The 21,336-nt window shown below is 31.3% G+C and carries 26 protein-coding genes; 4 read left to right on the top strand and 22 right to left on the bottom strand.

Going from position 1 to position 21,336, the window contains the following annotated elements; translation table 11 throughout:
- Positions 1–9 precede the first annotated feature (9 nt).
- From IRZ83_RS04535 to IRZ83_RS04505, 8 genes are all read right to left on the bottom strand, one after another.
- Positions 10–567 carry a hypothetical protein gene (locus IRZ83_RS04535; RefSeq protein ID WP_194567088.1) on the bottom strand — a complete coding sequence of 186 codons (558 nt, stop codon included), beginning with the start codon at positions 565–567 and terminating at the stop codon, positions 10–12.
- 255 nt (positions 568–822) lie between these two features.
- Positions 823–1,380 (bottom strand): YdcF family protein, encoded by a 558-nt coding sequence (locus tag IRZ83_RS04530; RefSeq protein ID WP_194567086.1) that lies wholly within the window; start codon positions 1,378–1,380, stop codon positions 823–825.
- Between the two features lie 81 nt (positions 1,381–1,461).
- Positions 1,462–1,962 (bottom strand): DUF3859 domain-containing protein, encoded by a 501-nt coding sequence (locus IRZ83_RS04525; protein ID WP_194567084.1) that lies wholly within the window; start codon positions 1,960–1,962, stop codon positions 1,462–1,464.
- Positions 1,963–2,047: 85 nt separating this feature from the next.
- The gene (locus tag IRZ83_RS04520) at positions 2,048–2,314 is read right to left on the bottom strand and encodes a hypothetical protein (RefSeq protein WP_317174551.1); all 267 of its coding nucleotides are present in this window, start codon (positions 2,312–2,314) and stop codon (positions 2,048–2,050) included.
- A 43-nt stretch (positions 2,315–2,357) separates the two neighbouring features.
- On the bottom strand, positions 2,358–2,480 hold the full coding sequence (locus IRZ83_RS19585) for a hypothetical protein (protein WP_255526404.1): 123 nt from the start codon (positions 2,478–2,480) through the stop codon (positions 2,358–2,360).
- 245 nt (positions 2,481–2,725) lie between these two features.
- Positions 2,726–3,820 (bottom strand): hypothetical protein, encoded by a 1,095-nt coding sequence (locus IRZ83_RS04515; RefSeq protein WP_194567082.1) that lies wholly within the window; start codon positions 3,818–3,820, stop codon positions 2,726–2,728.
- Positions 3,821–3,999: 179 nt separating this feature from the next.
- Complete coding sequence (locus IRZ83_RS04510; RefSeq protein WP_194567080.1) at positions 4,000–4,635, bottom strand: hypothetical protein; 636 nt, start codon at positions 4,633–4,635, stop codon at positions 4,000–4,002.
- 192 nt (positions 4,636–4,827) lie between these two features.
- On the bottom strand, positions 4,828–5,478 hold the full coding sequence (locus IRZ83_RS04505; protein WP_194567078.1) for a hypothetical protein: 651 nt from the start codon (positions 5,476–5,478) through the stop codon (positions 4,828–4,830).
- Positions 5,479–5,906: 428 nt separating this feature from the next.
- On the opposite strand from IRZ83_RS04505, the gene prfA reads away from it, so the two are divergent.
- On the top strand, positions 5,907–6,983 hold the full coding sequence (gene prfA / locus IRZ83_RS04500) for a peptide chain release factor 1 (RefSeq protein ID WP_026981929.1): 1,077 nt from the start codon (positions 5,907–5,909) through the stop codon (positions 6,981–6,983).
- A gap of 287 nt (positions 6,984–7,270) precedes the next feature.
- Complete coding sequence (locus IRZ83_RS04495; RefSeq protein ID WP_194567076.1) at positions 7,271–8,602, top strand: DUF5723 family protein; 1,332 nt, start codon at positions 7,271–7,273, stop codon at positions 8,600–8,602.
- Positions 8,603–8,975: 373 nt separating this feature from the next.
- Here the strand turns inward: IRZ83_RS04495 and IRZ83_RS04490 are convergent, their stop codons facing one another.
- From IRZ83_RS04490 to IRZ83_RS04440, 11 genes are all read right to left on the bottom strand, one after another.
- A complete protein-coding gene (locus IRZ83_RS04490) occupies positions 8,976–9,347 on the bottom strand; it encodes a hypothetical protein (RefSeq protein ID WP_029268863.1) in 372 nt (123 codons plus the stop codon).
- Positions 9,348–9,374: 27 nt separating this feature from the next.
- Positions 9,375–9,734 (bottom strand): hypothetical protein, encoded by a 360-nt coding sequence (locus tag IRZ83_RS04485; RefSeq protein ID WP_029268865.1) that lies wholly within the window; start codon positions 9,732–9,734, stop codon positions 9,375–9,377.
- A gap of 35 nt (positions 9,735–9,769) precedes the next feature.
- A complete protein-coding gene (locus tag IRZ83_RS04480) occupies positions 9,770–10,054 on the bottom strand; it encodes a YtxH domain-containing protein (RefSeq protein ID WP_029268868.1) in 285 nt (94 codons plus the stop codon).
- 47 nt (positions 10,055–10,101) lie between these two features.
- Entirely contained in the window at positions 10,102–10,254 is a 153-nt protein-coding gene (locus IRZ83_RS04475) for a lmo0937 family membrane protein (RefSeq protein WP_157494936.1), read from the bottom strand.
- A 34-nt stretch (positions 10,255–10,288) separates the two neighbouring features.
- Complete coding sequence (locus tag IRZ83_RS04470) at positions 10,289–10,894, bottom strand: porin family protein (protein WP_228520657.1); 606 nt, start codon at positions 10,892–10,894, stop codon at positions 10,289–10,291.
- 89 nt (positions 10,895–10,983) lie between these two features.
- The gene (locus IRZ83_RS04465) at positions 10,984–11,550 is read right to left on the bottom strand and encodes a DUF4142 domain-containing protein (protein WP_029268872.1); all 567 of its coding nucleotides are present in this window, start codon (positions 11,548–11,550) and stop codon (positions 10,984–10,986) included.
- A gap of 211 nt (positions 11,551–11,761) precedes the next feature.
- On the bottom strand, positions 11,762–13,546 hold the full coding sequence (locus IRZ83_RS04460; protein ID WP_194567074.1) for a CHASE3 domain-containing protein: 1,785 nt from the start codon (positions 13,544–13,546) through the stop codon (positions 11,762–11,764).
- Positions 13,547–13,560: 14 nt separating this feature from the next.
- Entirely contained in the window at positions 13,561–14,010 is a 450-nt protein-coding gene (locus tag IRZ83_RS04455) for a response regulator (RefSeq protein WP_029268876.1), read from the bottom strand.
- Between the two features lie 21 nt (positions 14,011–14,031).
- Positions 14,032–14,583, bottom strand: a complete 552-nt coding sequence (locus IRZ83_RS04450) for a helix-turn-helix domain-containing protein (RefSeq protein WP_029268878.1) — start codon at positions 14,581–14,583, stop codon at positions 14,032–14,034.
- A gap of 157 nt (positions 14,584–14,740) precedes the next feature.
- Positions 14,741–14,926: a CsbD family protein gene (locus tag IRZ83_RS04445; RefSeq protein ID WP_029268880.1), complete on the bottom strand. Its 186-nt coding sequence runs from the start codon at positions 14,924–14,926 to the stop codon at positions 14,741–14,743.
- Between the two features lie 106 nt (positions 14,927–15,032).
- Positions 15,033–15,506, bottom strand: a complete 474-nt coding sequence (locus IRZ83_RS04440) for a Dps family protein (protein ID WP_029268882.1) — start codon at positions 15,504–15,506, stop codon at positions 15,033–15,035.
- 373 nt (positions 15,507–15,879) lie between these two features.
- On the opposite strand from IRZ83_RS04440, the gene pyrF reads away from it, so the two are divergent.
- Both pyrF and IRZ83_RS04430 read left to right on the top strand, forming a co-directional pair.
- Positions 15,880–16,707, top strand: a complete 828-nt coding sequence (gene pyrF, locus IRZ83_RS04435) for an orotidine-5'-phosphate decarboxylase (RefSeq protein ID WP_194567072.1) — start codon at positions 15,880–15,882, stop codon at positions 16,705–16,707.
- A 128-nt stretch (positions 16,708–16,835) separates the two neighbouring features.
- The gene (locus IRZ83_RS04430; RefSeq protein WP_194567071.1) at positions 16,836–17,636 is read left to right on the top strand and encodes an ABC transporter substrate-binding protein; all 801 of its coding nucleotides are present in this window, start codon (positions 16,836–16,838) and stop codon (positions 17,634–17,636) included.
- 72 nt (positions 17,637–17,708) lie between these two features.
- On the opposite strand, the gene IRZ83_RS04425 is transcribed toward IRZ83_RS04430, so the two are convergent.
- The 3 genes from IRZ83_RS04425 to purU all read right to left on the bottom strand — a co-directional run bounded on the left by IRZ83_RS04425 (position 17,709) and on the right by purU (position 21,278).
- On the bottom strand, positions 17,709–18,629 hold the full coding sequence (locus IRZ83_RS04425; protein ID WP_194567070.1) for a helix-turn-helix domain-containing protein: 921 nt from the start codon (positions 18,627–18,629) through the stop codon (positions 17,709–17,711).
- A 66-nt stretch (positions 18,630–18,695) separates the two neighbouring features.
- On the bottom strand, positions 18,696–19,706 hold the full coding sequence (locus IRZ83_RS04420) for an aldo/keto reductase (RefSeq protein ID WP_194567069.1): 1,011 nt from the start codon (positions 19,704–19,706) through the stop codon (positions 18,696–18,698).
- 717 nt (positions 19,707–20,423) lie between these two features.
- Positions 20,424–21,278, bottom strand: coding sequence for a formyltetrahydrofolate deformylase (gene purU / locus IRZ83_RS04415; protein WP_194567068.1), 855 nt, complete (start codon positions 21,276–21,278; stop codon positions 20,424–20,426).
- Positions 21,279–21,336 lie beyond the last annotated feature (58 nt).

Raw genomic sequence — 21,336 nt, 5'->3', positions numbered from 1 at the left:
GGGGATACATCAGGCTTGTTTTTCTGATTTCTTTTTTAAAATTAGTAGAATTATAATAAGTGGAATAAGTGAAAAATAAAAGTATATAAGTCCAGTAGCACTATCTTTTTTCCTTTCAAACTCCTGTTCGTTTCCTAAAAAAACTTCATCATTAATAATGTTTCTCCACACTTTAATGGTTTTTATATTTTCGTTAAAAATGTTGTTATCATTAAAGAAATTTCCATTGAATCCTCTATATATTAATTCTTGCTTCTTTGTTGAATTCAATAGATTGCCTCTAATTACTGTAATATCTTTAAAAGTAGATTTTCCCTGACTCGAAGATGTTTCTGTGGCAATAAAAGCGGTATCTACCACAAAAAACTCTTTTTTGAGGTATTTTTGAGGATCGTGAAATGCTTTATAATTTTCAAAAGTTATTTCAAAAGGTCTTAAAATATCTCTGTCTGTAATGCCATGCACTAAATGTGAAACAAAAATAAAAAGCGAAAATGCTAGATGAGCTAATAATATATATTTAAGAACTCTATATTTTTTGAAAAATGGATGGTCTTCTAGTTTCATTTAACTATTAATTATAGGATTTCCGATAGCCCGGATTTGTAATCTATGCCTTCAAAGTTTGTTTTGCTGGTAAATGTAAACAAAAAGCTACATGATTTTTGTAGCTTTTTGTTCGAAGGATTAATTTGTTTTTGCTGACAAAAGCAAGAAAAGGGAATAAAAAGCAATAAAAAGTTAAAGTATATTTTTTCCATAATATCTGTTTAATAATTTTTGTGTTTCGATAATATGGATTGCCAATCCGCGCTATTTAAATTACTGTGTATAATACCCTGCAAATTCTCTGATAATCGAATATACATCTTTAATTTCAAAATAATTTGGACTTACACTGCTCACATTCTGAAAACCTTGTTTCTTAAATAACATTTTTGTTCTCGTTACATGAAAATATTGCGATACGACAATAATGCTTTTAAAGTGCAGACTATCTTTTAGTTTCATTGTATTATCTACTGTTGCGCGGGTATTATTTCCGAAGTTGTCGACAATAATTAACGAATCAGGGACTTTATTTGCCACTAAAAAATCTCTCATTTTATTTCCTTCATAAAAGCCTTCTTTGCCTAAACCGCCGCTTACTATTATTTTTTTTATGCGGTGATTTTGGTATAAACCGAGTCCGCATTCTAAGCGCTTTTTAAGACGTTCTGAGAGTGTTCCGTCTTCGTTTACTTTGTTGCCAAGAATAACCGCAACATCTGCATTTTTTCCGTTATCGCTCAAACCATCAACGGTTATAAATACGGTGTGACCAATAAACCAAATTAAAAATAGGGTTAGGAGTATTTTAAATGTTCGTTTCCAGTTCATGAAATGATTGGTAATTAGTGATCTAGGTATTTTGATAGATTTCGTTAAGTAAGATACCTTACATTAATGAATCAAAATCTGTTAGTACAAAATAAATGTCTTGCTGTAGACACGTTTATTTTCGATATAAAGGTTCATTTCCCATTTTCCTTTAATTAACTCATAAGGTTCGTCTAAGCTGTATGAAGAAGCAGAAGGAATATTTGTTGGTCTTTGAGTGGTATATTTTATACTTTTAAATTTTTCTCCTTTATTGTTTGTTACTTTTTCTGGATAAATCCATTCAATGTCGATCGCCAGATTAACAGTGTCTTTGGCTTTTACCATATAAACCACTCCAAAATTTGCTTTTTTTACAGCCTTAATCGAATCCGTATTTTTGATTATGACAAAATCTTTTAGCCATCCATGAGTGCCTGTTGGAGTGGTGTTAACTTGTTCCGTTGTGCCATCTTCGACTTTTGCCAAGCCGTAGTCAAGTTCTTTAAGTTCTAAAGTTCCATAACTTTTAGATTTAATAGCAGCTTGCGAAAAAATAGTTTGTAAAACAAAGAACGAAAGTAAAGTGTAAATAATTTTCATTTGTATTGGGCTGGTTTTGAATTAAGACATTTAGTTCGATAGCGCAGATTTGCAATCCGTGCCCGCAAAGATTACTATTTTTTTATTATGGCTGTAATGAATCTATTATTTTATTGACTTTGACTAATTCTAGTTTGCTTTTTTGAGTTTCTTTTTCTGTAATGTTTATTGTGAATGAACAAATAAACATTTTGTCGTTCACAATTAAAAGCCAGTAGGTAATGAAATTTTGTTCATCTTCATCGGAATATTTTATGCCATTAAATCCGTTTTGGGTTTTAAGCTTTTCTGCTCGTCCTTCAAAACTTTTCATTTCAGATTCTAATAATTCATCACCTTTTTTTTGATCAATTTGAATTGAAGATATTCTTAGATTTCCTGTCCATTCTATAGTGTTAAAAAAGCATTTGTGTTTTTTTCATCCTATATTCAGCCCAGTTTTCTGGTAAGAAAATTTTATATCCAAATTCAGAAATAAATTCTTGATTGTTAAAATTCATTTGGTTTATATTATCCATGATTTTAGAGCGACTCCGATAGCGCGGATTTGCAATCCTTGCCCGCAAAGATTAATTTTTTATAAATATAAAAAAGCTACATGATCTTTGTAGCTTTTTTACTTTAAATATTTATATTGTATCTCATTTGTTGTAGGTACGGATTGAAAATCCGCAATCGGGTTGCAGTTTTTTTAAATGTAAAAAAAATACGCAAAGTCAGAGACGTTTGCGTAGCTTTTCGTGAGAACACTTTGGAGAGCGGGTTATTCTTTTTCATAACTTTCATCTGGCGGTGTAGTTGTATATTCTTTTAATAGAAGCTGTTTGTCAGATTCTTCTAATTTATTATAATTAATTTTATTTGCCATAAATATTTTTTGCTTTTCATTTTCTTTAGGGAATATTTCTTCTTCTTTATCTTTAGGTGCTGAAAGTAGCTTTACACTATTTCCTTTAATAATATGTTCAGTTACTAATTTGGTAACTTCTTCAATTTTCTTTTCTAAGGCTTCGTGCTTTTTTCCTTTTTTAGCTTGTGTTTTTAATTCTTTTCTAACTACTTCACGTATGTTTCCAAGCATTAATTTTTCCCGCTCTTCTTCCATTTTCATTAAAGCTTGATTACCATTAAATGTTTTAACGAGATTTTCGTGAATTATTGTTTTATAAGCTAAATATGCCCCATAAACTTCAAAACCTGTCTTGAATAGTTCTAATAATTTTGCTCCAACTTCAAATACTAAATTTATAACAACTTCAATTGAACCCTGATCTACTTCAATAATCTCAAAAGCTTTAGGAGTTTCATCAGAAACTATTTGTTGATAGATATGTAAACAGCGATCCCAATTTTTAAGTTCATAAGATAATAACTTTAAATTATTATATGTACTTTCTTCATTAAATATAATTGCAAAAATCGCATTTTTTTCATTTTGAATTTCTGAATAATCTTTAGATAAGAATGGTTGAATAATTGTTTTTATTTTATTTAATTCAGTTATGTTCTCATTAATTCTGGCTTGAAGATTAATAAGAATTGGATTTAAGACATTATAATATGTTGAAGGTTCAGAATAATTAATTTTTTTTAAATCTATAAGTTGCAATAAAAAGTTATCTTTTGTAAAGGGTATTATCTTATTAACTAAAACTTTATCGAGTAAATCAGGAATGTCATTTTCTATCAAAATTTGATAATCTGATATTGTCTTGTCAGTTATTTCTTTTAATAAAACGAGATTACTGGTATTATTTTCAATTGTTACAATATAGTCTTGCAATAATGATGAAAAATTTTCCTTTCCAATAATTAACTCAATGAAATCAATTAATTCAATAATTTTTCTAACAGTCATATCTTTTTTCTTAATTGTTTTGGCTGTAATCTGGTTATAATTGTTGCGAATGTTGTGATGCTACAGCGTGTTTGTACTAAATTAAACCAGTTTTTGGATTGCCGAGTCATACCAACTACAAAACTAATTTCTAAAGTCAATTATCAAAGTTCTTTGTAGTAACTGCTGTGGGTAGTTGCTTATTTAAACGGATTCAATTTATCGTTACTTTCGTCTTTCAAAATGGCGTTTTCTTTTTTTCTAGTTAAATTCTTAACTAGATTTTCTTTCATTTTTGGTATGAATTCTTCTGTTTCAGTTTTTATTGTTAAAAGATATTTTTCAATTATCTCTATGTATTTTAACAAAAGATTTTTCAAGCCTTCAATAGCTTCATCGTTACCCGATATAATTGAATAATTAGTAAGTTGAATATTGATATCGTGAATATTTAATTCAACATTTATTTCCATTGCTTGAAACCCATTAGGTGCACACTTAAAAAAATCATTATTTCCCGAAGTGGGAATATTGTAATTGGCAATTTCAATTTCAATTAATTTACCAGGTGTAAAGTATGAACCCGACGGTAATTGACGACCATCAATGCTTTCTTTTTTAATTGAGGTGGTTGTACTTTCCTTAATTAGTTTTGGAACAAATAATTGTAATTCTTTAATAAGCTTTTCACTTTCGTTTTCAACATTCAAATTAATTAACGTGAAATCAGTATATCTATCTATTTTATTTTTTAAGGTTAATTCAATATTACTAAGATAGGTTGAAAGTGTTTGTTCTTTAAATAGAGTAGTCGATCTTTTATTTTTAATATACATTTTAATTTATTTACTTTAGTTATTACTGTTTCTTTGATTCAATTATAAACAGCTTATATTATAAATATGTATTTTTAATCCACCCCAATTAATTGAAATTAGTTTTATTGTTTAGGTTTAGGCGGTGGGGGTGGCGGAGCCTGACGACTAATTGTTGGTGTAATTCTAGTATTTCCTTTTGATTGACCTTCGTTAAGTGGTCTCGGTTTTTCCTGTTTCTGTGCCATTTTGTTTTGTTTTATATGGTAATTCAATTATTAAGTTTTCTTTGGATTTAGATAAATATATTTTATCTAAAGAATATAGCTCTTTTGAGGTTTCATAGTCATAAACTACTACGTCTAATAAAACGAGTTCTTTTATTTCATCAGTTTCGGAAAATGAATTTACAAATCCATGATAAGTTAATTTATTCTCAATATCTCTAACATAAACTTCATCAACTTCCCTGGCATTTAAGAAATAAGAAAATAAATTTTCGTCACCATATTTGTTGGTTAAATGTATGAGTTTACCAAATTTATTAATTAATTTATAATTATCGATACCAGTTGAAATAAAACCAACAATAATAGAAATTATTGAAGACCTCAAGATTACCCCATATGGAATATCTTTTGTTGGTAGATTATCCCAAAATAATTTAAAACTTTCATCAGATTTGTATATATTAAAAATTACCTCTGTAATCAAATAACTAATTGCACCAAATAGGATAGAATTCGTTATAAATTTAAATGAAGTCCATTGTTTATGAATAGTTAGTCTTTCGTATATAATACAAGCTAGACTTCCAGGAATTAAGAGTAAAATTAGTTTTAATGTTAGTTCTGAAATTTCCATTTTATTTTCTGATTTCGATCCTATTAATTATTTGTTTTTAATTTTAAAATAAAACAAACATCGTCTTTATTTCAAATTAACCACCAAGTAAAAATACCTGATTTTAATGATAATATTAATTATCAGTTATTTAAATAATTTTTACCAAAAGTAAATCCCTTTTATTCAATAATTTTACGGAAATCCATAAAATTAAAACTTAGAAATCCCTAGCCCAGATAGAAGTGAAAATCTTTTTGTGCCGGTGTTCGGCATAAAAGATTACTTCGTCAGTTCGCTATCGCTCGTGTGTAACGAATAGCACCATTAAGCTCCCTTAAAAACCACCAAAACTCCCACAAATTATCATAATCGTAATCTGATTACTTGAAACTGTGAACTGATTACTTTTTTTTGTAATTTTGCACTCCAATAAAAGGAATTATAAAATGTTAGATAGACTTCAAATAGTAAAACAACGTTTTGATGAGATTTCAGATTTGATTATCCAGCCGGATGTTATTTCTGATCAGAAACGTTATGTGCAATTGAATCAAGAGTACAAAAACTTAAAAGCATTGGCTGAAAAGCGTGATGAATATGTGCTTTTGATGGCTAATATAGATGAGGCAAACGAAATTATTGCAGATGGAAGTGATGCAGATATGACCGAAATGGCCAAAATGCAATTAGACGAAGCAAAAGAAAGATTGCCGGAACTTGAGGAAGAAATTAAATTTATGTTGATTCCTAAAGATCCTGAAGATGCTAAAAATGTTATGGTTGAGATTCGCGCCGGAACGGGTGGGGACGAGGCTAGTATTTTTGCTGGTGATTTATTCAGAATGTATACTAAATATTGCGAAAATCAAGGTTGGAGAACTTCGGTTGTCGATATGAACGAAGGTACTTCTGGAGGTTTCAAAGAGGTTATTTTTGAGGTTTCGGGAGAGGATGTTTACGGTACTTTGAAGTTTGAAGCGGGTGTGCACCGTGTACAACGTGTTCCTCAGACAGAAACGCAAGGTCGTGTCCATACATCTGCAGCAACTGTTATGGTTTTACCAGAAGCAGAAGAGTTTGATGTTCAAATCGATATGAATGATGTTCGTGTAGATTTCTTCTGTTCATCAGGACCTGGAGGACAATCGGTAAATACAACAAAATCTGCAGTACGTTTAACGCACATTCCAACCGGATTAGTGGCGCAATGTCAGGATCAGAAATCACAGCATAAAAATAAAGATAAAGCGTTGAACGTTTTGCGTTCTCGTTTATACGAACAAGAATTGGCAAAGAAAGAAGCGGAAGATGCTACAAAACGTACCTCTCAGGTAAGTTCTGGTGACCGTTCTGCTAAAATTCGTACCTATAACTACGCTCAAGGTCGTGTAACTGATCATAGAGTTGGTTTGACTCTTTACGATTTAGGAAACATCATGAATGGTGATATTCAGAAAATTGTTGCCGAGCTTCAATTGGTTAACAATATGGAGAAATTGAAAGAGGCATCTGAAGTTTTCTAATTTTTTTTTAGACTTCTTAGAATTTTAGATAGTAGACCTCTTAAACTTTATATAATAGTAAAGCCGAACTTTTGTTCGGCTTTTTTTATGGCCAATTCATTCCTGAGTTTCTAAATAGTATCTTGAAAAAATGCAAGAACCTTCTTAAGAATTTTAAAAAAATCAGCATTTTAACATTAAATCCTAATAAATCTCTAGGAAGTTGTATTTTTTTTGCTTTTTTTGTTGTTAAGTTCTTTTCTATTATTAGTAACAGAATTTATCAACCAACCAACCAATTAAAATTTATGAAGAGAACTTTATTATTATGTTGCTTCTTTGGAAGCTTTTTTTATGCGCGCGGGCAATCGTATTTTGGGTTTAGAGATGATAATTACGCTGGAATCCAGGCTGTATTATTTAACCCGTCTGCGATTGTAGATTCTAAATACAAAGCCGATGTTACTGTAGCTTCAGCAAGCGCGACGCTACAAAATGATTTGTACGGTCTTAATTTTCCAGAACTTTTAGACGGAAGTTATGATTTGCAGACGGATGCAAACAAACACATTAAATCTAATAATAGAGGAAATTTTAATGTCGATATTTTAGGGCCGTCTTTTATGCTGAATCTGGCACCGACTCATGCTATTGCACTCTTTTCGAGAGTTCGCAGCGTAACCAATGTTATGGATGTAAACGGAGAACTTGTTAATCAGGTAAATCAGGATATCGACGGATCTAAGAGTTTTTTATTTACAGGCGGAAGTCCGAATGCAGTCAGTAATTCTTGGGCTGAGATTGGCGCCAGCTATGCGACTGTTTTATTAGATCGCGAAGATCATTTTATAAAAGCCGGTATTACTTTAAAATATTTAATGGCAGGAACCAATGGATACATCAACGGAAACGATTTGAGTATTGCTTTTAATAAAAATGATGCTAATCCAGCTTTGAGCCAATATTACTCAACAGGAACGCTTAGAACGTCTGCAAGTTATGATTATGAAAACGGAAAAAATCCTGAGTTTGACGCGACTTCTGCAGGAGTAGGCGTTGATTTGGGTTTTACGTATGAATACCGCACAAACTGCCACACGTGTATTGGAAACCGATATAAATTGAAAGCAGCGGTTTCTATAACAGATATCGGAAAATTGAATTATAAAAATGCAATAGAAAACACCTATAACCTAACCGGAAGCGTAACGCAGGATGATATCGACAGTTCTGATGATATTTTCGAATTTTTTAATACGCATTATACCAAAACTTCATCAAGAAAAGGAGTTCAAGCGAATTTGCCAACAGCCCTGCACACTAATTTTGACTGGAATATTGATAATAGATTTTATTTGAATTTAAGTACAGATATCGGATTGGTCGATGCGAAAAAAATAAATGCAACCGCTATTGCCAATTCGGTTTCGTTTACGCCAAGATATGAAACAAGACAGTTTAGTTTTTATCTTCCGGTAACCTGGATGGAATACAGCGGTACTCAAGTAGGAACCGGTTTTAGAGCGGGTCCGATATTTATTGGTTCTGGCTCACTGATTTCTAATTTATTTTCAAATGATGCGAAAGCCTGTAATTTGTATGTTGGATTAAAACTTCCGATTTATCAAAATTACAATTAGAAATACTAAGTTTCTATCCTGAAGCTTAGTGACTGGGTTAGTAAGATTATTTAAATGAAAAGAGACTGTTTCACTAATGTGAGACAGTCTCTTTTGTGGTTCAGACTAAGGTAAATCTTTAAGCTTTTTAAACTTAGCAACTTAGTGTCTTAGTATCTTAGAACCTTTTTTGTGATAAAATATAGTGAAGGATATTAACTGTTTAACCGTTGTTTAAATTTAAAATTTTCAAAACGTATAAAGCAAGTTAGATACCTAGAAATACTCGTGTAAATTCAAAACATTTATATAGATTCGAGTAAACGTATACACCATTTTTCAATACTATTTCGCTAAACTTTTCCATAATACATAATAAATTAAAGTTATACAATTACTCTTCTGATGATTCGTGTTGTGATGATTCTTGGTTAGGAGATTGATGATGCGGTTTTGATACCAAATTGGTAACAACTAATTGTAAAAGAGAACCAAAAACGCCTTTAAGCATTGAATCACTTTTTCCTACTACTAGTTTTTTTGCCAGAAACCCTAATCCAATACTTATTGCAGTTTGGGCTACATGACTTTTAAAACCTACCGTCTCATTAATTTCTTCAACCGTATTTCTGATAAGATTAAGAGGTTTTAAATTCTCTTTAATGCCATCAATTTCATCCTTTATAGCGCACCATTCGGCATCTTGCCTAGTTTCTAACAGTGCTATTTGCTGATTTAATGTTTCAATTGTGTAAACAGTTTCCATTACAGTCTTTTTTTATCAATTATTAAATCAGTCTTTTGTTTCTTTTAATATGCTGGAAATAATCATATTTCCAAGAGGTGTTTTTATTAGCTTATGCTGTGTTTTAAGCAATACAATTGCCACAACTAAGTAAAAAAGCGCCATGATAAAAAAACCGTAATAATACTCTCCAAGTTCTTTTCCAATCCACAGACTAAGTCCGATGTTAAGGAATAAGGTGAAAAATGCAACAACAGCTCCAACTGCTATCTTTGAAGTTAGTGATGAAACAACATCAGCTACAGAAGAGACTGTTTTAAGTTTAAGTAATTCTAAACTCGTTTTAGTATAATTCTCTGCTTTTTCATAAAGATTTAAATTGTCGTTTGTTGTTGCATTTGTTTCCATAATAGAGGGTATTTATGATTTAAAAATTTCACTTTTTAATAGTTCGATTTTACAGTTTTTGCTTCATCTTTAATAGTGTTGAAGTCTTCTTTTGCTTGATTGAATTTTGCTTTTCCTTCTTCGATAATATCTTTTCCGCTAGAAGTAATTGTGCTTACAACTCCATCAAATTTTGATTTTAAATTATCTCCGTAATCTTTAGATTTATCTGAGATTTTTTTTCTTGTGTTTGACCCTTTGTCTGGTGCGAATAATACACCTAAAAATGCTCCTGCAGCTGCAGCTCCTAAAATTCCTAAAATTGTGTTACTAGTTTTCATAATATTTGATTTAGTGATTAATATAAATTATTTAATAATATTTGTTTTTAAATGTCTCGACCTTTGATAAGTCTGAATAGTACTGCGATAATAGCTATTACTAATAATATGTGAATGATACTTCCGAAGCTGTACACGAAGAACCCAAGGGCCCAAAGTATAACCAAAATCACTGCGATTGTATATAATAAATTTGACATGGTATTTATATTTTAAGGGGTTAATTAATTATTCTTAATTCAATTTATACGATAAGTATAATGATAAGTTGCTGTTTTTAGCATCTGGAAAAGTATAAGTTTGTCCTAGAACAGTTCTTTCTTTACCAATAGTTGTTAATCCGTAGTTGTAACGTAAACCAATACTAACTGGACTAAAATCTACTCCAACACCTGCTACAATACCTGCATCAAATTTGTTTAAGTCATCTGTATCGATATCCTCATCAAAATTAGCTGATCCGTCTCCGGTTAATTTAGAACTTACAAGGTAAGATGCATATCCACCAGCTTGAAGATTAAAGTTTTTAGTAATATTTACTCTTACTAATAATGGAACTTCGATATAGTTTAATTTGAATTTTGCGTTTCCACTAGCTGCATCATTGTTATATTCTAATTTTGAACCTCTTGTGGTAAACAAAATTTCTGGCTGAATAGCGACAAAATCTGATACTGGCAATGTGGCATAAACACCGGCATTAAAACCATATAAAATATTTTCGTCAGTTGCTTCATCATTGTCTGATAAAAAATTAGACATATTAAAACCTCCTTTTATACCAAACTCGGTATTTACATTATTGTCCTGAGCGTGAAGCATTCCAAATGAAGCTGTCATAAAAAGGGTTAAGGCGCATAAAAAATTTGATTGCAATTTCATAGTTAAAAAATTTAGTTAATAATAATAATTTGTATAAAGGCTTTTAATTAAACTCTGTTTTTAATTGTTTCAATTTCGCGTATCAATTCGTACTGTTGAGGCAAATATTGAAGCACTAATTTTAAAATGGTTTCATCATTAGTTTCAGTTGAAATTTTTTCGAACACTTTAATCTGTTCTGATAAATCTTCTGAAATCAAATTAAGAAACGTGGTATTAAAATTTGAATCATTAGTATCAATCAATTTGTATAAATCTCTTTTATGAGCTGCATTTATATCTGTAATTATAATGAGCCTTTTATTAGCCATTTCATTTACTGTCTGCAGCAATTGATTCTGTTGATTTTCAATTTTTTTGCTTAATTCCTGTATCGAATTTTCTGAACGTTTTTGTTGTGCAATTTTACTTTTTGAAATAATTGAATTACTTACATTTGCGACTGTTATAAAAAAATAAGTTTCAGCTTGCTCTGTATCATTCTTATTAAAAGTTTCCGATTTTAAAGGGTTTATCTTTTGATGTTCTTTCCTTTTACATGAAAAAGAAAATACGAAAATCAATAAGAAAAGGACTTTAAAAATAGTTGCTCTTAACAGGCGCATTGCTTTCATTATTACTTCATAAAGTATTACATTACAAAGATGCTAACGAATACCTTCTTTTGCTTTACAGCATAAAAAAGAAACGTTATATAATTCCCATAATGGATTTATATAACGCTTTTTACGCTTTTTTTCAGGTAGGTTTTAATACATAAAAAAAGAGTTTACTTTAAAAGATAACTCCTTTAATAGTAAACGCTTGTCTTACAAATTCTATGTTTTATTCGGGAAGAAAAACGGTAAATATTGACCCTTTTCCGATAGTGCTGTCTGCCAAAATATATCCTTTATGATTCTCGACAATTTTTTTACAGATCGCTAAACCAATTCCGGTTCCTGGGTAATCTGTTTTTGAATGCAGCCGCTGAAACAAAACAAAAATGGTTTCTTTAAATTGAGGATCAAATCCCATTCCGTTATCTGTAAAAATAATTTTATGAAATTTTTTCACAGACTGATCTAATAAATCAGGGTAATCTGCAGAAAGTACTTTTTCACTTTCAATCGTAATTTCTGGTATAGTATTAGGCTGGCTGTATTTTAAAGAATTTCCAATCAGGTTGATGAAAAGCTGTTCAATTTGATACGGTATCACTGAAAGTTTTGGCAATTTTGAAACTTGAATAACCGCTTTTTTTTCTTGGATGATTTCTGTTAATTCAGATTCAGCATTTTCGAACAGTTCATTCAAATTCGATTTTATGAATTCTTTTTTCGTTGTATTCGTTCTCGAGAATAGTAATAAGTCATCAATTAAAACACGCATTCTCTTCGCCGATACTTCAATTTTAGAAATATAATCGCGCGCACTGTCAGACATAACTGCTTTGTCAGCCTCTGGAACTCTCGAAATAAAAGTCTGAATTTTTCTAAGCGGTTCCTGCAAATCATGACTTGCAACATGATTAAAAGATGCGAGTTCCTTGTTGCTTTTTTCTAATTCTCTATTTCGTTCCTGCAGTTCAATATTTAAAAGATGCTCGTCTGTAATATCAAAATTAATTCCGAGTAAGATTTTGCTACCCTGCTGATCTGTCAATAATTTTCCAGTCGATTTAAAATATCTGATTTCAAGATCAGGACGAGAAACTTTATAGTATATAAATGGCAATTGTTTTTTTTCTATAATGCCTGCCATCGACTTAGCAATAGCATCTTTGTCATCATGATGTACAAAATCTAGAAAACTTTCTTTTTCTGGAACAAAAGAGCCAGGTTCAACTCCCAGTAAACGAAATTGATTGTCTGAGTAATCGATTTTATCAGAATCTAAATCCCACTGCCAAGTACTGAATTTACCAATAATTTCAGATTCGGCCATTAAGCCGCTCGAAATTAAAAGTTTTTTATTGTAGACTTTCAATCGTTCAATATCTCTGCTGATTTGTCTGTAAGCTAATAAAATAAAAAGAAGAGCAGTTAAAAATAAAGAAATAGAAAAAACCGGACTTAATGAGATCTCTTCATCATAAATTTTTAATCTTTTGTCTAAATATTTCTTTTCGATATCATTCATTTTGTCTACCTGAAAGCGAATATTTTCCATCAGAATTCTTCCCCCAAACATATGATTGTCGAGTTTTCTTTTATCGTATGTTTTAGGATCGGCATATTTTAGGCAATTCTCAAAAGAAACGAATCGCTGAATAATCAATTTGAATAATCGTTCCAAGTTTTGCTGCTGTACAGGGTTGTCAGCAGTTAATTTTTTTAAGGTAATAAAAGAGGCGTTTACCTTGTCGCGCGAATAAAGATACGGACTTAAAAATCTGCCATTTCGGGTAATAATGTACCCTCTCTGGCCCGTCTCGGCATCTTTAATCGCCGACATTAATTTTTCTAATTGAATGTTAATTTCATACGTATGCATTACCAACTTACTAGATTCATTTAAATCTTGATTGTGTTTGTAACCAATAGAGGAAAGAAATAACAGGATGAAAACTGCGATTACAAAAATAACTCTCAATGAGTTTGAAGAATTAAAATTTGGTATCCATTTCATGTGGTATGCTAATGTTATTTTAGTCGCAGCAAGAAATTATCACGATTTAACCCGGAGGTATGATAGTGCCAGTTTACGGTCACGACTTCATTTATTATTTTTTTAAGCGTATTAAAGTCGCTCGGCTTTTTGATGTAAATATTTGCGCCTTGGATAAAAGTGTCTTCAATGTCTTCTTCAGAAGATGAAGTAGAGTAGATCGCAATAATAATGTCTTTTAATCGATCCGTTTTTTTGATTTCTATCAAACACTCTTTACCTGTTTTTTTCGGCATATTTAAATCCAGAAATAAGATATCAGGCAGTTTGTTGTCTGTGTTGTGTAGATGATCCATGAGCTGCATCCCATCGTGAACAAAATCTACTTTAGTCTGAATTTTTATTTCTTCAAAAGCGTCCTTAAAAAAAAGACGATCATCTTCATCATCATCAGCCAATAAAATGTATAATGCGTTTTTTTGCATTTTAATATGGTATTTGGGTTTTTATTTTAAATTTTCTCTTCGTTTCTTTATTATTCTTTGGAAGGCCGATGGCGTAATTCCGGTTGTATTTTTAAACTGAGTACTCAAATGCGCAACACTGGAGTAATTTAGTAAAAAAGCAATTTCTGTCAAACTCATTTCATTAATAATAATTAATTGTTTGGCTCTTTCAATTTTCTGTAAAATGATAAAATTTTCAATAGAAGAATAAGTTACTTCTGAAAATACGTTCGATAAGTAACCATAACTGTGATTTAATTTTTCAGCCAAAAATACAGAACTTTTATAATTATTGCTGTCTTCCATAAAAACAAGCTCGATTATTGCGTCTTTAATTTTTTGAACTAAAACACTTTTTTGATTCTCAACGATCTCAAAACCACAAGGACTCAATTTATTTTTTAAAGCTTCGATCGCATCAGCATCAAGATTATCATTAATCTCGATCTCGCCAAACCCTAGACTTGTAAAATTTATATTATTTTGATCCAGGTTATGTTTTAAAAAAAGCGAGCAAATGGTATTGATGTCAAACTTTATAAATAGTTTCATTTTGTAGAAAATTTTGTTAAAGATAATTAATTTATTTTTGGTTCAAGCCTTTAATGCTTGTTATAGATTTAGAAACATTAAAAAAGTAAATAAATTTTTCAAAAAAATACCGCCTAATATTTTTACTAGACGGTATTTGTGTTTGATTTAGAGAGTTTTACAAATCTGCAATGATTTTTCTAACTTCATCTTTTGTCTTACCTAATTTTTGTTGGATTTTTCCGTACATTTCGTCATCCTTTCCTTCTTCATACAGTAAATCATCATCTGTCAGGTCAGCATATTTTTGTTTAAGTTTCCCTTTTAACTCGTTCCAATTTCCTTTTATCTCTGTAGTATTCATGATCGTAAATTTTATGTATTAATAGTATCGTAAAATTGCAAATTCTCAATTGCTAAAGTGTTACATCAATTTAGCCGAGCGCTGCATAATTCACATTCGAATTTTTTTAAACTTGATAACGACGTAAAATCCAAGCCATTTTTTCGTGTTCCTGCAATAATCCCGTTACAAAATCAGCTGAACCAAAATCATTATTATCTTCTTCAAAAACAGGGATATAATCTCTGAATTCTGTAACCATTTGTTCGTGATTATCTAAAAGTTCTTCCAGCATATGTTTTTGTGATGCATATTCTTTTGGAGATTCTTTTAAAGTCGAATTTTCAATAAACTCTTTCATCGTACCAATAGTTTTTTCTCCCAATTGGCTAATGCGTTCTGCAACCTCATCAATATTAGCTTCTAAAACTCGGTATTGATCTTCAAATAATTTATGAAGCTCCATAAAACTGTTTCCAGAAATATTCCAGTGAAATTTTCTTGTCTTAACGTATAACGTCATTTCGTTAGATAAAATCGTGGCTAATATGTGTGTACTTTTCTTAAGGTTTTTCGGCGTTATTCCAATATTTGGGCTCATAATTGTCTGATTTAAGGTTCGGTAACAAAAATAGATTAGTCGGTCTCTTTTTTTCTTACATAATTTTGGCAAGATGTTATATGAATTCAATGTTAATTTGGGAAAGTGAGAAGTCAAAAGTGAAAAGTGAAAAGTCAAAAGTCAAAAGTCAAAAGTGAAAAGTGAAAAGTGAAAAGTGAAAAGTGAAAAGTGAAAAGTCACAAGTAAAGTGAAAATGTGTGTGAACCTTAAACCTTAAACTTGAAACTTGAAACCTGAAACCTGAAACTTAAAACTTGAAACCTGAAACCTGAAACCTGAAACCTGAAACTTGAAAACTCCAACCTGCAACCTCAAAAATTATTTGTAATTTTGCCGCACTAGCAAATACAATATGACAACACAACAACTATACGAACAAATACTTTTAAAAAAATCATTTTTATGCGTAGGATTGGATCCCGATTTGACTAAAATTCCACCTCATTTATTAGAAACTGACGATCCTATTTTCGAATTCAATAAAGCCATAATCGATGCAACACATGATTTGGCTGTCGGATACAAGCCAAACACAGCTTTCTTTGAAGCATACGGTTTAAAAGGTTGGATGTCACTTCAAAAAACAATCAATTACATTAACGAAAAATTTCCAGAAATTTTTACGATTGCTGATGCTAAACGTGGCGATATCGGAAACACGTCAAGTATGTATGCAAAAGCTTTTTTTGAAGATTTAAATTTTGATAGTGTAACAGTTGCCCCTTATATGGGCAAAGATTCTGTTGAGCCATTTTTGGCTTTTGAAAATAAACACACAATTATGCTGGCTTTAACGTCTAATGAAGGCGCTTTTGATTTTCAGACTTTAACCACAAACGGAACGGAATTATACAAACAAGTTTTAGAAACGTCTAAAACTTGGAAAAATAGCCAAAACTTAATGTACGTTGTGGGTGCTACAAAAGCCGAATATTTTGCCGATATCAGAAAAATTGTTCCAGATAGTTTTTTATTAGTTCCCGGAATCGGCGCTCAAGGCGGAAGTCTTTCAGAAGTATGCAAATATGGCATGAACGATAAAGTTGGTTTATTGGTAAACTCTGCAAGAGCAATTATATACGCTTCTAAAGGAACTGATTTTGCAGAAAAGGCAAGAGAAGAAGCTTTGAAAGTGCAGCAGGAAATGGAAGAAATTTTAGGTTTCAAGTTTCAAGTTTAAAGTTTCAGGTTTACTTTGAACTTAAAAATTTTACCGCAAAGTTCGCAAAGCAAAATCCAACTCAAAGCTTTGCGAACTTTGCGGTTAAAAACCACACTCAACAACCTGAAACTTGAAACAAACAAAACATGAAACAACTAAAAGACCAGCTTGGCACTTTGCATACATTTGAAACTGCTCCAAAACGAATTATTTCGCTGGTTCCTTCTCAAACCGAATTACTATATGATTTAGGTTTAGAAGATAAAATAATCGGAATCACAAAGTTTTGCGTGCATCCATATCATTTAAAATCTACCAAGAAAATTGTTGGAGGAACTAAGAAAATTCACTTCGAAAAAATAAAATTATTACAACCTGATATTATCATTTGCAATAAAGAAGAAAACACAGAAGAAATCGTAAAACAATTAAAGGAAATCTGTCCGGTTTGGGTAACCAATATTGTTTCTGTGGAAGATAATTTTCAGATGATTTCAGATTTCGGACAATTGTTTAATTGCCGTACCGAATCTCAAAAATGGAATGACAAATTGGTTTTCGCCTTGAGCGATTTCAAAAAATATGTTCAAGATATTCCCGTAAAAAAAGCAGCCTATTTTATTTGGAAAAATCCTTATATGGTTGCTGGAAATGATACCTATATTAATGAATTATTAAAGTTAAATCATTTTCAAAATATCTATTCAGAAAAAGGCCGTTATCCTGAAATTGAACTTAAAAAAATGCGTTTAGAAGGCGATCCAGATTTGGTTTTTCTCTCTTCAGAACCTTATCCTTTTAAGGAAGAAGACGCTTTCGAAATTGGCCGTTTTACACATCACGCCAAAACAATTTTCGTCGACGGCGAAATGTTTTCCTGGCATGGAAGCCGATTATTAAAGGCTTTTGCTTATTTTAAAATACTTCATGAAAGACTGAAAAATTAAATCTTTGTATATAAAACTTTGTGCATTTTGCGTGACTCTTTACTAATCTTTGCTGTTATTCAAGTTAAAAGGCTAATTAAATGAACTTCTAAATTCTAAAGGTGAAACATTGGTTTTATTTTTAAATAATTTATTAAAAGACTGCGGATACTCAAAACCCAATTGAAAAGCAGTTTCGCTGACACTTAATGAGGTGGTGGTAAGCAATTCTTTTGCTTTTTCTATAATTTTGTTGTGAATATGATGCTGTGTGCTTTGGCCTGTAAGTGACCGAAGCAGATCGCTTAAATAATTAGGCGAAACATTCAATTCATCTGAAATATAAGCCACAGTAGGCAAACCTAATTTTTGAACTTTATCGCCTTCAAAATAATCAGATAAGAGATTTTCTAGTTTAACCAAAAGTGTGTTATTAGCGCTTTTTCGGGTAATAAATTGACGGTTGTAAAAACGGTTGCAATAATTAAGAAGCAGCTCAATATGAGAAATCATTACATCCTGGCTAAAGGCGTCAATTGAAGAAGAATATTCTTGCTCTATATTTTTCATGATTCCGGTAATCATGGTTTGTTCTTTTTCAGAAAGATGCAAAGCCTCACTAACTGCATACGAGAAATAGCTATATTCTTTAATGTTTTTTGCTAAAGCATAATTCTGAATAAAGTCAGGATGAATTACAAGCATGGCGCCATAGACTGCACTATCGACACTTACTTCTGTTGAGATTACTTGGCCCGGCGACATAAAGGTCATAACGCCTTCATCAAAATCATAAAAATTCTGTCCGTATTTCATTTTTCCGGTAAACCCTTTTTTGATGCAGACCGTGTAAAAAGAATAAACAACACTTTTAAGATTGTCGTCAAAATGACAGGTTATCTTGCTCAGATCTACAAAACTTACCAACGGATGTTCTGGTTTTGGAATTTTAAGCAGCGAATGTAATTCTGAAATAGATTGTATGTGATACGGAATATGAACTTCTTTTTTCATTTTAAGAATATTTAAAAAATATATAAAGAGGAAAAGCTACCGTAAAGATAATTTTTCCTTAGTATTTTATTGATCAATTCCGGCCATATTAGCTTCGTCATATCTGGCTCCGGTTTGAGTGCCAAGCGGAATGATTTTTTCCAGTCGATTCATTTCATCTGAAGTTAAAACCATTTGCGCTGCGGCAATGTTTTGTTCTACATATTTTACACGTTTCGTTCCCGGTATTGGCACAATGTTTTTTGAAGCGATCCATGCTAATGCTAACTGCGAAGCAGTAATTTGTTTTTCATCTGCTAATTTTTTGATTTCGTTTACCAGTTCAATATTTTTTTGAAACTGCTCTCCCTGAAAACGCGGAATTGCTTTTCTAAAATCATTATCTGAAAAGTCATCTGGAGTTTGAATATCGCCAGAGATAAAGCCTCTGCCAAGTGGGGAGTAAGCGACAAAACCAATTCCTAATTCATTTAATGTATTTAAAATACCTGATTGTTCAACAGTTCTTTCAAATAAAGAATATTCTGTTTGTACAGCAGTTAAAGGATGAATTTTATGTGCTCTCCTAATCGTTTCTGATGAAACTTCTGAAAGTCCAATATAACCCACTTTTCCTTCCTTGACTAAAGCAGCCATAGCTTGTACTGTTTCTTCAATTGGAGTATTTGGATCTAAGCGGTGTAAATAATACAAGTCTATATAATCTGTTCCTAAATTCTTAAGAGAACGTTCTACCGCTTTTTTTACATATTCTTTTTTGCCATTAAATTGCCATGTAAGCTGTTCGCTGTCATCAATTTCGTAACCAAACTTTGTCGCTAATGTATAAGCGTTGCGATTACTTTTTATGGCTTTGGCGATTAATCTTTCATTATGTAATGGACCGTATAAATCGGCTGTGTCCAGAAAATTTCCTCCTAATTCAAGTGAGCGATGTATAGTTGCAATTGCTTCTTTTTCATCGGCTTTGCCATAAATATCCATTCCGGCAATTTGAGTCATTCCCATACAGCCTAAACCAATATTTGGAACAATAAGTCCTTGGCTTCCTAATTTTATTTTTTTTAAACTATTCATAATGTCTTTTTTAATTTTTAGATAAAAATTGAGTAAGACAAAGATCTGCAAGTATTGCTCTTATAAAGTAGCTATATCTCTTGTAATTGTATCCAGAATGAGTTTTACGATTTTTTGTTTCAGGCTACAGGTTTTGTACCACAGAGATAGTAAAGAAAATTAATAAAAACTTTGCGTAACTGTGTGAAATCTTCGTGTAGCTCAATTGTAAAATATATGTATAAAGAAAAAAAACTGAAACCAAATTAGTACAAAAAAAGAATGCCGGCATCTCGAAGACGCCGGCATCATTTAACTAACCAAAACCAAAATAATAAATAACCAGTTTATTACAATACAAAGATCCAACATATATGAATGTTTCGCTGTTAAGGTTTTGTTATTAGTTTGTTGGACATAAGTTAAGATTTGAAAATTGTGTTTTCTGAGCTTTCTGCAGCGTTAAATAACTTTTTGTTATTAAAATATAAGAGCAATCAGTTTTACCTATTAATATAGTAAAGAATAGTTTTTATATTTAGTAATATATTAAAAATCAATAAATTATACTTGAATAGAAATTAACAATTTCTATGAAAACTTTGTTTTTGCTTCAGCAAAGCTTCTCTATTTTTCTATGTTTATCTTTTGCTAATTATAAAAATAAAGAAACCCGAAGGGCTTTTGAATACCTATCGGGTTTAAATTTTAACTTTTATGAATTTTGTCTTTCTGAGCCTAAGAAAATACAACTGTTTTATTGCTATAAACCATTGTTTTGCGTTCTGCATGCAATTTAATAGCACGAGCTAAAACAATTCGCTCCAAGTCGCGACCTTTCATGATAAAATCGTCAACGGAATGTATGTGCGATACGCGAGCAATATCCTGCTCAATGATCGGACCTTCATCTAATTCAGCCGTAACATAATGGCTTGTTGCACCAATAATTTTTACACCACGCTTAAAAGCAGAGTGGTAAGGTTTTGCACCCGGAAAAGCTGGCAAAAACGAATGATGAATATTAATAATTTTATTTTCGTAAAGCGAAATTAAATTTGGTGTAATAATCTGCATATAACGCGCTAAAACAATAAAATTGATTTGGTATCGCTTTAATAATTCAATTTGCTTGGCTTCGCCTTCTTCTTTATTATCTTTTGTAAAAGGAACACAGTGAAACGGAATATCAAAACGTTCTGCAATTGATCTTAAATCATTATGATTGCTTATGATAACCGGAATCTCCACATTCAATTCACCTGCGCTGTAACGCCCTAAAATGTCAAACAAACAATGATCATATTTAGAAACAAATAACGCCATTTTTGGTTTTTGTTCCTGATTGTACAAATCCCATGACATATTAAAATCGGCAGCAAGCGTTTTGTCGAATTCTTCTTTTAGGCTTTCAATTGTAATTTTCGGATTAGCAAATTCACATTCTAATCGCATAAAAAACACATTTTGCTCCACATCAACATGCTGATCAATATAGATAATATTTCCTTCTACTTTTGCTATAAATGTGGTCACTGCGGCAATAATTCCTTTTTGGTCTTTGCAGTGAATTAGAATGGTTATTTTTTGCATTTTGGTTATTTTGGTTAGTGACAGAGGTGCAAAGGTTCACAGTTACAAAGTGGCCTTT

The sequence above is a fragment of the Flavobacterium sp. JLP genome (assembly GCF_015350755.1).
Lineage (GTDB): Bacteria > Bacteroidota > Bacteroidia > Flavobacteriales > Flavobacteriaceae > Flavobacterium.
Note: the sequence above shows the minus strand (reverse complement) of the source record. Positions and strands in the feature narration are given on the sequence as shown.